The 12,574-nt window shown below is 57.3% G+C and carries 12 protein-coding genes; 10 read left to right on the top strand and 2 right to left on the bottom strand.

The window, feature by feature from the left end; genetic code table 11:
• Positions 1–28 precede the first annotated feature (28 nt).
• Both ACTRWH_RS19365 and ACTRWH_RS19360 read right to left on the bottom strand, forming a co-directional pair.
• Positions 29–1,306 carry an HlyC/CorC family transporter gene (locus ACTRWH_RS19365; protein WP_041333515.1) on the bottom strand — a complete coding sequence of 426 codons (1,278 nt, stop codon included), beginning with the start codon at positions 1,304–1,306 and terminating at the stop codon, positions 29–31.
• A 96-nt stretch (positions 1,307–1,402) separates the two neighbouring features.
• Positions 1,403–2,209, bottom strand: coding sequence for a cytochrome C assembly family protein (locus tag ACTRWH_RS19360; protein WP_036204139.1), 807 nt, complete (start codon positions 2,207–2,209; stop codon positions 1,403–1,405).
• Positions 2,210–2,391: 182 nt separating this feature from the next.
• Between ACTRWH_RS19360 and ffh the strand changes: the two genes are divergently transcribed.
• The 10 genes from ffh to recJ all read left to right on the top strand — a co-directional run bounded on the left by ffh (position 2,392) and on the right by recJ (position 12,387).
• Positions 2,392–3,780, top strand: a complete 1,389-nt coding sequence (gene ffh / locus ACTRWH_RS19355; protein ID WP_085681493.1) for a signal recognition particle protein — start codon at positions 2,392–2,394, stop codon at positions 3,778–3,780.
• Positions 3,781–3,933: 153 nt separating this feature from the next.
• Positions 3,934–4,179 (top strand): 30S ribosomal protein S16, encoded by a 246-nt coding sequence (gene rpsP / locus ACTRWH_RS19350; protein WP_007154391.1) that lies wholly within the window; start codon positions 3,934–3,936, stop codon positions 4,177–4,179.
• A 32-nt stretch (positions 4,180–4,211) separates the two neighbouring features.
• On the top strand, positions 4,212–4,739 hold the full coding sequence (gene rimM / locus ACTRWH_RS19345; RefSeq protein WP_036204145.1) for a ribosome maturation factor RimM: 528 nt from the start codon (positions 4,212–4,214) through the stop codon (positions 4,737–4,739).
• Positions 4,740–4,742: 3 nt separating this feature from the next.
• Positions 4,743–5,501: a tRNA (guanosine(37)-N1)-methyltransferase TrmD gene (gene trmD / locus ACTRWH_RS19340; protein WP_036204148.1), complete on the top strand. Its 759-nt coding sequence runs from the start codon at positions 4,743–4,745 to the stop codon at positions 5,499–5,501.
• 26 nt (positions 5,502–5,527) lie between these two features.
• Positions 5,528–5,884, top strand: a complete 357-nt coding sequence (gene rplS / locus ACTRWH_RS19335; RefSeq protein WP_007154388.1) for a 50S ribosomal protein L19 — start codon at positions 5,528–5,530, stop codon at positions 5,882–5,884.
• A gap of 109 nt (positions 5,885–5,993) precedes the next feature.
• Entirely contained in the window at positions 5,994–6,926 is a 933-nt protein-coding gene (gene xerD, locus ACTRWH_RS19330; RefSeq protein WP_085681492.1) for a site-specific tyrosine recombinase XerD, read from the top strand.
• 148 nt (positions 6,927–7,074) lie between these two features.
• Positions 7,075–7,818, top strand: coding sequence for a DsbC family protein (locus tag ACTRWH_RS19325; protein ID WP_085681491.1), 744 nt, complete (start codon positions 7,075–7,077; stop codon positions 7,816–7,818).
• A 112-nt stretch (positions 7,819–7,930) separates the two neighbouring features.
• The gene (locus tag ACTRWH_RS19320; protein ID WP_434050365.1) at positions 7,931–9,232 is read left to right on the top strand and encodes a homoserine dehydrogenase; all 1,302 of its coding nucleotides are present in this window, start codon (positions 7,931–7,933) and stop codon (positions 9,230–9,232) included.
• A 12-nt stretch (positions 9,233–9,244) separates the two neighbouring features.
• A complete protein-coding gene (gene thrC, locus ACTRWH_RS19315) occupies positions 9,245–10,648 on the top strand; it encodes a threonine synthase (RefSeq protein WP_041333520.1) in 1,404 nt (467 codons plus the stop codon).
• A 5-nt stretch (positions 10,649–10,653) separates the two neighbouring features.
• On the top strand, positions 10,654–12,387 hold the full coding sequence (recJ, locus tag ACTRWH_RS19310; protein ID WP_462826751.1) for a single-stranded-DNA-specific exonuclease RecJ: 1,734 nt from the start codon (positions 10,654–10,656) through the stop codon (positions 12,385–12,387).
• Positions 12,388–12,574 lie beyond the last annotated feature (187 nt).

Here is a 12,574-nt window from a genome sequence, read left to right as displayed (position 1 = left end):
AAATAGTCAGGTGTTATAGCCAGATGATCTAGCCCATAGCGCGCTTTTTCTTCTTTTTGGGGTGAACGATCGCAGCCTTGACCACATTGTCCTTGATTTGGAGCACCTCAACGCGGTGCCCGCCCACCTTCAGGCACACGTTGGTGTCCGGGATGTTTTCCAGGGTTTCGGTGATGAGGCCGTTGAGTGTTTTGGGGCCATCAATAGGTAGCTTCCAGCCAAGGGTTTTGTTGATGGTTCGCACAGCGGACGTACCATCGATGATGTATGTGCCGTCGTCCTGGGGAATGATGTCGGGGCTGGTGGCGGCGTAATCGGTGGTGAATTCGCCAACGATCTCCTCAAGAATGTCTTCCAGTGTCGCTAGGCCGAGTACTTCTCCGTACTCGTCAACAACGATGCCGAAGCGTCGTTTCTCCTTCTGAAAGTTGATCAGTTGGGTGTTGAGGGGTGTGCTTTCCGGAATGAAATAGGGCTCACGGCACAGCTGCATCAGCATGGCCTTGTTGATTTCATCGTGAAGCAGGAGTTTTGAGGCGTTGCGCAGGTGAAGCACGCCCTGAATGTTGTTGATGTCCCCCTTGAACACCGGCAAGCGAGTGTGCTGACTGCTTCTTAGTTGGCGCAGGATGGTGTCCAGGTCATCATCCAGATCGATGCCGACCACCTCGTTGCGTGGCACCATGATGTCGTTCACGGTCACTTTCTCAAGGTCGAGGATGCTAACCAGCATGTCCTTGTGTTTGGCTGGGATCAGTGCGCCCGCCTCATTTACAAGGGTTCTCAGTTCTTCGCGGCTGAGGTGCTCGTTGGCGGCATCGTCGGCGGACACGCCGATGATCTTCAGGATGGCGCCTGTAAACAGATTAACCGCCCAAACCACGGGATAGAGTAATTTGAGCAGCGGTCCCAGTACGTGGCTGGCTGGAAAGGCAATCTTTTCGGGAAACAGTGCAGCAAGGGTTTTGGGGGTGACTTCCGCAAAAATCAGGATAACGATGGTCAGCAGAACGGTGGCAATGGCAATCCCGGCGTCGCCCCAAATGCGGATGGCGATCACCGTGGCGATGGCTGAGGCAAAGATGTTGACGAAGTTGTTGCCGATCAGGATGACGCCGATCAGCTGGTCGGTGCGATTGAGGAGAGACTGGGCTCTGCGGGCGCCTCTATGGCCGGTCTTGGCCATGTGCTTCAGCCGGTACCGGTTCAGTGACATCATCCCGGTTTCAGAGCTGGAGAAGAAGGCGGAAAGCAGGATGAGTCCTGCCAGGATGATGAACAGCGCAGTAAGCGATGTTTCGTTCAAGACTGAGTGTCCTTATGTTGCCGACAAGTTGGGAAAATAGGTGGTTGAAAGTCGGGGTGTCAAGTTGGTGTCTGTCCGGGGAAATTCATGGTAGCGTCAGCCGCCCCGGTGAAAGATCAGTTCCAGCACGAACTTGCTTCCATAGAAGGCGAGCATTAACAGGGCGCACCCTGCCAGTGTCCAGCGGCTGGCGGTAATGCCGCGCCAGCCCTTCGTGTAGCGTCCGATCAGCAATGCGATGAAGACGATGAGTGACAACAGCGAGAACAGCGTTTTGTGGGCCAGATCCTGAGCGAACAGGTCGTCAATGAACAGTGCGCCGGTCACGATGGCCAGAATCAGCATGACCACGCCTGCCCACACCAGCTCGAACAGCAATGACTCCATGGTCTGCAGCGGCGGCAGGTTGCGTATCAGGACGCTGTTATAGTTCTGTTTGAGCTGGCGATTCTGCAGGTAAAGCAGCACCGCCTGTATGGCGGCCAGCGTAAACAGGCTGTAGGCTGTCACCGACAGTGCGATATGGGAGAGCATGCCGTAGTGGTCTTCCGGCACCAATCGGGAAGGGGAGTGAGTAATCAGACCCATAATGATGGTCAGCGCTGCCAGCGGGTAAACGCCAAGGAAAAGGCTTTGTACCGGTTTGCGAAGGTTGAGGGCTAGCAGCAAAAAAGCGATCAGCCAGGAAATAAGGACAGAGCTCTGGAAGAAGCCGAAATCGAAACCGCCTTCACGATGAACGGTCTGGGCAATCAACAGTCCATGTGCTGTCAGGGCCAGCAGGCCGATAAGGGTGGTGATGGCAATGCTGGTGTGTACCCGTCCCCGGAAGCTGAGAGCCTGCAGGGCGGTACCTACGCTGTAAAGCAATAACGAAGTGACCGCGAGGATCAACGTTCCCATGACGTCCTTTTTATAACCACTTTCTGACTCGAGATCGGCGGGGTTCCACGCCGATTTGACCGGGCTGGTCGTTTCAGGGCGATAGTCTGGTTATAATGTCGCGATTATGCAACAGGAATCAAGGAACCTGATCGGGTTCCGGTGTTTCATGCAACCAATTTATCCGGGTACGGAAGAGCAACATGTTTGAAAACCTCCAGGACCGACTTTCCGGCAGTCTGCGCAAGATATCTGGGCAGGCGCGGCTGACCGACGACAATATAAAGGAAACGCTGCGTGAAGTGCGCATGGCGCTGTTGGAGGCGGACGTTGCACTGCCTGTGGTCAAGGCATTCATTGAGGGCGTGCGTCAGCGGGCAATCGGGCAGGAAGTTCAGCGTAGTCTGAGTCCGGGCCAGGTATTCGTGAAGGTTGTCCAGCAGGAGCTGGAACGCGTGATGGGGGATGGCAACGAATCCCTCAACCTGGCAGTACAGCCACCGGCAGTGATTATGATGGCCGGCTTGCAGGGTGCCGGTAAGACCACCACGGTGGCCAAGCTTGCCCGCTTCCTTAAAGAAAGGCAGAAAAAGTCCGTTCTGGTGGTGAGCGCCGACGTGTATCGCCCGGCGGCCATTCGTCAGCTGGAAACGCTGGCCGGTGAAGTGGGTGTGGAGTTCTTTCCCAGTTCTGAGGACCAGGACCCTGTTGATATCGCCAATGGCGCCATGGATGCAGCCCGCAGGAAACATGTTGATGTTGTGATTCTGGATACCGCCGGCCGCCTGCACGTCGATGAGCAGATGATGGGCGAGATTGGTCGTCTTCATAAAGCCGTCAACCCGGTTGAAACCCTGTTTGTGGTCGACGCCATGACGGGCCAGGATGCTGCCAACACGGCCAAGGCCTTTAATGATGCGCTGCCACTGACGGGCGTTGTCCTGACCAAGACCGATGGCGATGCCCGTGGCGGTGCCGCGCTGTCGGTGCGTCACATTACTGGTAAACCGATCAAGTTCCTGGGTGTGGGCGAGAAGTCCGATGCCCTGGAGCCATTCCACCCTGACAGGGTGGCGTCCCGGATTCTGGGTATGGGGGATGTGCTCTCCCTTATAGAGGAAGCCGAGCGCAAGATTGATCAGAAGAAAGCCCAGAAACTGACAAAGAAGATCAAGAAGGGTAAGAGCTTTGATCTTGAAGACTTCCGTGACCAGCTTCAGCAGATGAAAAGCATGGGCGGCATCGGCGGTCTGATGGATAAGCTGCCCGGTATGGGCCAGATGGCACAGATGGCCCAGCAACAGGTCAATGACAAGTCCATGGGGCAGATGGAGGCCATTATCTGCTCGATGACGGCAAAGGAGCGCCGCTACCCGGATGTGATCAATAACTCTCGCAAGCGCCGCATTGCGACGGGGTCCGGTACGCAAATCCAGGATGTGAATCGTCTGCTAAAGCAGCACAAGCAAATGCAGAAAATGATGAAGAAATTCGGCAAGAAGGGCGGAATGGCTAACATGATGCGCGGTCTTGGCGGTATGATGCCGCCGGGTGGCGCAGGCGGTGGTATGCCTCCGCGTGGGCGTATGTAGAAACCGGGATGTTTTCCCTGTTTTCTTTGGCGTTCATTTAGCATAGAATAGCGCCCCTTTCGAGTATGGGTCTTCGCGCCAGCCAGTGATTTCTGAAGCTTGGCGGGTGTGAATCGTACAAAGTTCGTACAACAGAACAGGATATTGGTCGAAATGGTAATAATCCGTTTGGCTCGTGGCGGCTCCAAGAAGCGCCCGTTCTACCATCTGACAGTGACAGATAGCCGCAAATCCCGCGACGGTCGTTTTATCGAGCGTGTTGGTTTCTTCAACCCGGTTGCCCGTGGCCAGGAAGAGCGTCTGCGTATTGATCGTGATCGCATCGATCATTGGCTGGGTCAAGGCGCCCAGACCAGCGAGCGCGTTGCACAGCTGCTGAAAGGCGCTGCTGCAGAGTAATTGAAAGAACGTTTCACCACCGGGGTTAGGGTATGGCTCAACATTCGCAGGAAACTGTGATTGGTCAGATTACCTCGGTGTTTGGGGTTAAGGGGTGGCTCAAGGTCTACTCCTATACTGACCCCAAGGACGGAATACTGAACTACCGGGACTGGACCTTGGTTCACAACGGCAAGCGTATCCCGGCCAGGCTTGAGGAAGGTCGCCGGCAAGGCCAGGGGATCGTCGTCAGGCTGAAAGGTATCGATGATCGTGAAGTGGCCCGCAGTTACTGTGGTGCCGACGTTGTTGTGTCTACCGAGGAATTGCCGCAGCTCCCCGAAGGGGAATACTACTGGCATCAACTGGAAGGCCTTGACGTTTTCACGACAGAGGATGAGTACCTGGGTAAGGTGCATCATCTGATAGAAACAGGCTCCAACGACGTCCTGGTGGTGCGGGCAACCGACGCCTCCATTGACCAGCGTGAGCGGCTGATTCCCTATCTTCCGGACCAAGTGGTCCGGAGTGTGGATCTGGCCGGCTCGCGTTTGGTGGCCGACTGGGATCCGGAGTTCTGACGGGTGTGGATTGGCGCAGTCAGTCTGTTCCCGGAGATGTACGCTGCGGTGACGGATTACGGGATTACCGGAAGGGCCGTTCGTGATGGTCTGTTGACGTTCACGGCCTGGAATCCTCGGGAATTCACTCATGATCGTCACCGAACGGTAGACGACCGGCCTTACGGTGGAGGCCCCGGTATGCTGATGAAAATTCAGCCACTGCGGGATGCCATCCATGCGGCAAGGGAGTCTGCACCCGGACGCGCCTGCGTGGTTTATCTGTCTCCCCAGGGGGAGGCGATGAATCAGGGCGTGGTTGAATCGCTGGCAGCGGAAGAGAGTCTTATTCTCGTCGCTGGGCGATATGAGGGTGTTGATGAGCGCCTGATATCGGCGGAAGTCGATCGGGAGGTGTCACTGGGAGATTTCGTGCTTTCCGGTGGCGAGTTGGCGGCCATGGCTGTCATTGATGCGGTTACACGCCTCATCCCCGGAGCGCTGGGTCATGCGCAGTCGGCAGAGCAGGATTCCTTTGCTGACGGTTTGCTGGATTGTCCGCACTACACCCGGCCGGAGGTTTACGAAGGTCAGGCTGTGCCGGATGTTTTGTTAGGCGGTCACCATGATCAGATCCGGCGTTGGCGGCTGAAACAGTCGTTGAGGCGAACCCGGGAGCGACGCCCCGACCTGCTGGATAAGCGGGTGTTTACGGACGAAGAGCGTGAGCTGCTGGAAGAGATTTTGAACGAACCGGGTGCCTCTGAATCATCAGGGCATTAAAAGATTGGGTATCAGGAGCACATACGATGAGCGGCAAGAACAACATCATCAGTCAAATTGAATCAGAGCAGATGACCAAGGAAATCCCTGCCTTTGCGCCGGGTGATACCGTGGTGATCCAGGTTCGCGTTACCGAGGGCAACCGTGAGCGTCTGCAGGCGTTCGAAGGCGTTGTGATCGGCAAGCGCAACCGTGGCATGAACTCTTCCTTCACTGTACGGAAAGTGTCCTACGGTGTGGGTGTTGAGCGTACCTTCCAGACCTTCTCCAAGCTGATCGACAGCATCAGTGTGAAGCGTCGTGGTGACGTTCGCCAGGCTAAGCTTTACTACCTGCGCGACCTGTCTGGCAAGGCAGCTCGTATCAAGGAAAAGCTGGGCTGATCAGCAGAAGTTGCTGGTACAGTTCGTCAGGAAAAGGCAGCCCAAGGCTGCCTTTTTCGTATCCGGTTGCCGGAACTTTTCGTTCCCGTTTCGTTTCGAGTAGGCCGCCATGCCCCGGAAACCCACCTCCAGAGTTGAGCTTAGATCGCAGGATGAAGCGGTCATTGTGCGCTTCACCGATGCCATCTGGCTTGAAGATGGCTTGGGGGAAAAAACCCGTCAGGCGTACCGGAGTGATCTTGAGCGGTTGGCGGCCTGGCTGCAGGAGCAGCCGGGAACGCCCCTGCTGACCGAGGTGCGCCGGACCGACTTGCTGGGCTGGATATCCCGTGGGTTGTCTGATGGTTTCAAAACCTCCACGGCTGCCCGTCGTCTCTCCGGTCTTCGTCGTTTTTTCCGCTACCTTTTGCGAGAAGGCGTGATCGCTGAAGACCCTACACTGCGAATAGATAGCCCCCGCCTTCCTCGACGGTTGCCGGACTCGTTGTCGGAAGACGACGTGGAAAGCCTGTTGTCGGAACCCGATCCTGAAGTGCCTATTGAGCTTCGTGACAAGGCGATGATGGAAATTCTGTACGGCTGCGGTTTGCGGGTTTCGGAGCTTGTGGCTTTAACGGTGGATGAGGTGAACCTGCGCCAGGGGGTGATCAGGATTGTTGGCAAGGGCAACAAGGAGCGCCTGGTTCCGCTTGGTGAAGAGGCAGTTGATTGGCTGGTACGTTACATGAGGGAGGGGCGAGGTGAGCTTCTCAAGGGGCGGGCCAGCAACGCACTGTTTCCGGGTAACCGTCCCGCTGCGATGACGCGGCAGACCTTCTGGCATCGGATCAAACATTACGCACTCCGTGCTGGAATTCACAAGCATTTGTCACCCCATACCCTTCGCCATGCCTTTGCGACGCATCTGTTGAATCATGGTGCCGACTTACGGGTGGTCCAGATGTTACTTGGGCATTCGGACTTGTCGACAACCCAGATATACACCCATGTTGCACGTCAGCGATTACAATCGCTGCATCAGGCTCACCATCCGCGCGGTTAGTTAGAGTGTCGTAACATCCCGGGTTAGTCGGCGGGCATGGCGCTTGGTACACTGAACTTTTTGCGGGCAGCGGTGTCGCACAAACTCGGCGGAATTCGCCGTCTCACAGGCTATATACCTTCGTGATTCTGGAAAACTGGAAACCAATATGCTGATCAAGAACTTGTTTAAACCCATGCTGCCACTGGTGCTCGCGGCTCTGGCGGCTGGCGCTCACACTGCTCATGCGGGCGAGGTCGAGGATGCGATTGCCGACAAACTCACCGCAGCGATTCCGGGGCTGAAGATATCCGATGTCCGCAAGTCGGAGGCTGAGGGTTTGTACGAGGTGTACAGTAATAACGGCGATACCATTTTCACAACGGCCGATGGTCAGTATCTCCTGACCGGCGACCTGCTGAAAGTGACCGCGAACGGTATTGCCAATATCTCTGAACAGGGCAGGGCGTCCCAACGCGCTCAAACCATGGACGAGTTCGGTGATGAGGGGCTGATCAGTTTTCCGGCCAAGGGCACCGAAAAGGCTTCTATTGCTGTGTTCACCGATATTGATTGCCCATACTGCCGCAAGCTGCATGACGAGGTTCCGCGACTGAACGAATTGGGTATTACTGTCAATTACTATGGCTTTCCCCGTTCCGGCCCCAATACGCCCTCTTTTCGCAAGTATATTTCCGTCTGGTGTGCCGATGATCCGCAGGCTGCCATGAATGCCGCCAAGCAGGGTCGATCCGTGGATGATCAGAGCTGCGAGAACCCGGTCAGGGAGCAGTTCGAGCTGGGTAGTCGCGTCGGTGTGACGGGTACCCCGGCGATCGTATTGGAAGACGGTAATATGGTGCGTGGTTACGTGCCGTCTGAAAAACTGGCTGAAGGCCTGGGGCTGCTCTGATAGGCTACGGAATGCCTTGTTTGCCTGTTCATCAGGCGGGGCTTATTCGGGCGCCCGTTAACCGTTATACTATCGCTCCCCACAGCAACCCATCGGGAACAGAGGTGAAAGCTTGAAAGACGTCAATGTCGGAATCTGCGGACTGGGAACAGTCGGTGGTGGTACGTTCAACGTACTGACCCGTAATGCCAGCCTGATCACAGGCCGGACAGGTTTCAATCTCCGTATTGCCCGGGTGGCGACACGCACCCCGCGCAATGATATTGATCTGGGGGATATCCCGTTCAGTACCGACATTTTTGACGTGGTGAACGACCCGTCTGTGGATGTTGTGGTCGAATTGATTGGTGGTTACGAAACTGCTCGGGAGCTGGTGCTGGCTGCCATCCGAAATGGCAAGCACGTAGTCACCGCCAACAAGGCGTTGATTGCGGTCCATGGCAACGAGATTTTCGAGGCAGCGGCGAAGCAGAATGTGATCGTTTCCTACGAGGCTGGCGTTGCTGGCGGTATCCCCGTCATCAAGGCTGTTCGCGAAGGCATGGCCGCCAACCGCGTTGACTGGATCGCCGGCATCATCAACGGCACCGGTAACTATATTCTCACCGAGATGCGCGCCGGTCGCGAGTTCGCTGAAGTGCTGAAAGAAGCCCAGGAACTGGGGTATGCCGAAGCGGACCCGACCTTCGATGTGGAAGGCATTGACGCTGCACACAAATTGACGATCCTGGCCTCTGCAGGCTTTGGTGTGCCGCTGCAATTTGAAAAAGCCTACACCGAGGGGATTTCGGAAATCACCCCTTACGACATCGCTCACGCGGAAATTCTTGGTTATCGCATCAAGCACCTGGGGATCGCACGTCGCCGCGATGAGGGCATCGAGTTGCGGGTGCATCCCACGCTGGTTCCGCGCAGCCATCTCATTGCACAGGTGGATGGTGTGTTGAACGCAGTTCTGGTGGACGGTGATGCCGTTGGCCAGACCATGTATTACGGCCCCGGCGCCGGCGATGAGGCCACGGCATCAGCGGTTATCGCCGATATCATCGACGCGGCCCGTTCCGTGGCTGCCAAGAGCAACCAGCGGGTTCCCTACCTTGGCTTCGAGCCTGCGGCAATGGAAGATCTGCCGGTGCTGCCGATGGAGGATGTTCAGTCCGCCTATTACCTGCGCATACAGGCGCTGGACCGTCCCGGCGTGCTGGCGAAAGTCGCTTCCATTCTCAGTGAGCACGGCATCAACATCGAGTCTATTATGCAGAAGGAATCGGAGCTGAAAGATGGCCGCATCCCGGTAATTATCCTGACCCACACGGTCCAGGAGCGACAGATCAACCGCGCTATTGAAGAGCTGGAAGCCCTGAGCGATATCGACGAAAAAGTCGTCCGTATCCGCGCCGAAAACTTTAACTGACAGGAACGCAAGGTGAGATACATCAGTACACGGGGCGAAGCTCCCGCCCTGGGCTTTGAAGACGTCCTGCTGACAGGCCTGGCCACCGACGGTGGCCTGTATGTCCCGGAATCATTGCCTCATTTCAGCCTGGAAGAAATTCGCAGCTGGCGTGGGCTTTCCTACAGCGAGCTCGCTTTCAAGGTAATGCACCCGTTTGTCGACGATGCGATTCCTGCGGAGGATTTCCGCAGGATGCTGGACGAGACCTACGGTGACGTATTTGCCCATAAAGCGGTGGCCCCGCTGGTTCAGTTGGACACCAATGAGTGGGTCATGGAGCTTTTCCGTGGCCCAACCCTGGCGTTCAAGGATTTTGCCCTGCAACTGCTGGGGCGCCTGTTGGACTACGTGTTGGAGAAACGCAAGCAGCACGTGGTGATCATGGGGGCAACGTCCGGTGATACCGGCTCCGCCGCCATTGAGGGGTGCCGCCGGTGCGAACACGTCGACATTTTCATCCTGCATCCCCATGAACGGGTGTCCGAGGTGCAGCGTCGCCAGATGACCACCGTGAAGGGTGACAATATCCATAACATCGCGGTGCGCGGCAACTTTGATGACTGCCAGCGCATGGTGAAGGCGAGCTTTGGTGACCAGTCGTTCCTCGGTGGTCAAACCCAGCTTGCGGCGGTGAATTCCATTAACTGGGCCCGTATCATGGCTCAGATCGTCTACTACTTTCATGCTTCCCTGGCGCTCGGCGGTCCGGATCGGAGTATGGCTTTCTCGGTGCCCACGGGTAACTTCGGCGATATCTTCGCGGGTTATCTGGCCAAGAAAATGGGTTTGCCGATCTCCCAGTTGGTGATCGCCACCAACCGTAACGACATCCTGCATCGCTTTATGAGTGGCAATCGCTACGAGCAGCTCCAGCTTGAGCATACCTTGTCACCAAGCATGGATATCATGGTGTCCAGCAATTTCGAGCGCCTGTTGTTCGACCTGCACGGCCGCGACGGGGCTGCGGTAAAGGACCTGTTGGAGAATGCCACCAAGGGCCCAGTCAGCATTGAAGATTACCGCTGGAAGCACGCTCGCAAACTGTTTGACAGTGACGCGGTGGGTGATGAGGGCACCACAGACACCATCCGTGAGGTGTTTGACCAGAACGAGTACTTGCTCGACCCCCATACCGCCATCGGCGTGCGTGCGGCCCGAAACTGTCGTCGCGACCCGGCGGTACCGATGATTACCCTGGGTACTGCGCATCCGGCCAAGTTCCCGGATGCCGTGTTGCGCTCAGGTGTTAAAGCCGAGCCGTCCCTGCCGGTGCATATGTCGGATCTGTTCGAACGGGAGGAGCGATACACCGTTTTGGATAATGACCTGTCCGCCGTGCAGGACTTTATCGCCAAACACTGGAAAAATACCTGAGTGGTATGACGCCCAAAAAAATCCTTCGTCGCCCCAGCCCGGACACCACTCCGGACTGGGGCCAGAATCTGCCCCCACTGCTTCGCCGTCTATACGCCGCCCGTGGCGTGACTTCCGATGACCAACTCACCTACACACTGAAACACCTGGCATCGCCCATGGATCTAAGAGGTGTCGACCGTGCCGTTGCGCTCCTGGCGGAAGCCATCACCAGTCAGCAGCGAGTGCTGGTGCTTGGGGACTTCGACGCCGACGGCGCCACCAGCACGGCAGTTGCCATGCTGGGATTGGGGATGCTGGGGCTGAACGATATTGACTTCCGCGTGCCCAGCCGGTTTTCCGACGGTTATGGATTGACGCCGGGCATTATCCACCGGTTGAGAGATGAGGGTGCGCTGCCGGACCTACTGGTGACCGTGGACAACGGTATTTCCGCCGTGGAAGGTGTTCGCGCAGCCCGGGAACTGGGCATCCGGGTGGTTGTGACCGATCATCACCTGGCCGGTGAAACCCTGCCTGAGGCGGACGCCATCGTGAACCCCAACCAGCCCGGCTGCCCCTTCTTGAGCAAGAACGCGGCGGGCGTGGGTGTGATGTTCTATGTGCTGACGGCTCTTCGAAAGCATCTGCGTGAGCAGGGCCTGTTGCCAGAGGCGCAACCTAATCTCGGCAATCTGTTGGATCTTGTGGCGCTTGGCACTGTAGCGGACGTTGTTCCCCTGGACCATAACAACCGCATCTTTGTGGAACAGGGCCTGCGCCGCATCCGCCAGGGGGAGGCCCGCCCCGGTATTCTGGCGCTGCTGGAAGTGGCAGGCCGCGACCACAGCGAAATCAGCTCCACGGATCTCGGGTTTGTGGTTGGCCCAAGGCTGAATGCTGCCGGTCGCCTGGACGATATGAGCGTGGGCATTGCCTGCCTGCTGGCGGACAGCCGTGACGAAGCCCAGCGCCTGGCTCGAGAACTGGATACCTTCAATCGTGAACGTCGCACCATCGAAAAAGATATGAAAACCCAGGCTCAGGACCTGCTGGCGTCCATGTCGCTGGACATCGAGGGCCTGCCATGGGGCCTGGCCCTGTTTGACACCGACTGGCACCAGGGTGTGATCGGCATACTGGCGGCCCGTATCCGCGAGCAGACTCACCGCCCGACGATTGCGTTTGCGCCGGACGACAACGGCGAGGACATCAAGGGTTCGGCCCGTTCCATCCCGGGCCTGCATATCCGCGACGTGCTCGCCGTGGTTGATGCCAGGCACCCGGGGATGATGAAAAAATTCGGCGGCCATGCCATGGCGGCAGGCATGACCCTGTCCCGCGGTGATCTGGATGCGTTCAGTGATGCGTTCGACCGGGCGGTCCGCGATACCCTGCGGGCGGAAGACCTTGAGGCGGCCATTACCACCGATGGCCCCCTGAGCCCGGACGAGCTTCACCTGGAAACCGCCACCCTGTTAAAGCGTGCCGGTCCCTGGGGGCAGCATTTCCCGGAGCCCCTGTTTGACGGCAACTTCCGTGTGGTCAGCCAGCGCATCGTTGGCGAGAACCACCTGAAGCTGGTGCTCCAGCCGGAAGAGGGCGGCGCCATCATCGATGGCATCGCCTTCAACACCGGGCCGGAAGTGCCCGACTACACCAGGACTGGTGCGCGGGTGGTTTACAAACCTGATGCCAATACCTTTCGTGGGCGTACTAACCTGCAGCTTTTGGTGGATTATCTGGAGCCTCTGGCCTGAAGGTTGGGAGTCTGGCATTTGGGGACTTGGCCTTGGCGGGCTGGGCCCGGGGTGGGGGTATCTTTTCTTTAGAAAAAGAACTCGCTTCGCTCAGACACCTTTTTCTGGCAGAAAAGATACCCCCACCCCGAGCCCGATCACACCTTGTATGAATGCCACACCCAACTTTGGGCGCCAGGCAGGGCCG

It is taken from the genome of Marinobacter sp. G5_S1_61_S3 (assembly GCF_054968585.1).
This window is presented reverse-complemented; position numbering and strand designations above follow the sequence as displayed.

Excerpts from the sequence above, each read along its gene's own strand:
- ACTRWH_RS19360 (WP_036204139.1), bottom strand. The coding sequence starts at position 2,209 with ATGGGAACGTTGATCCTCGCGGTCACTTCGTTATTGCTTTACAGCGTA.
- ffh (WP_085681493.1), top strand. The coding sequence starts at position 2,392 with ATGTTTGAAAACCTCCAGGACCGACTTTCCGGCAGTCTGCGCAAGATA.
- rpsP (WP_007154391.1), top strand. The coding sequence starts at position 3,934 with ATGGTAATAATCCGTTTGGCTCGTGGCGGCTCCAAGAAGCGCCCGTTC.
- rimM (WP_036204145.1), top strand. The coding sequence starts at position 4,212 with ATGGCTCAACATTCGCAGGAAACTGTGATTGGTCAGATTACCTCGGTG.
- rplS (WP_007154388.1), top strand. The coding sequence starts at position 5,528 with ATGAGCGGCAAGAACAACATCATCAGTCAAATTGAATCAGAGCAGATG.
- xerD (WP_085681492.1), top strand. The coding sequence starts at position 5,994 with ATGCCCCGGAAACCCACCTCCAGAGTTGAGCTTAGATCGCAGGATGAA.
- ACTRWH_RS19325 (WP_085681491.1), top strand. The coding sequence starts at position 7,075 with ATGCTGATCAAGAACTTGTTTAAACCCATGCTGCCACTGGTGCTCGCG.
- recJ (WP_462826751.1), top strand. The coding sequence starts at position 10,654 with ATGACGCCCAAAAAAATCCTTCGTCGCCCCAGCCCGGACACCACTCCG.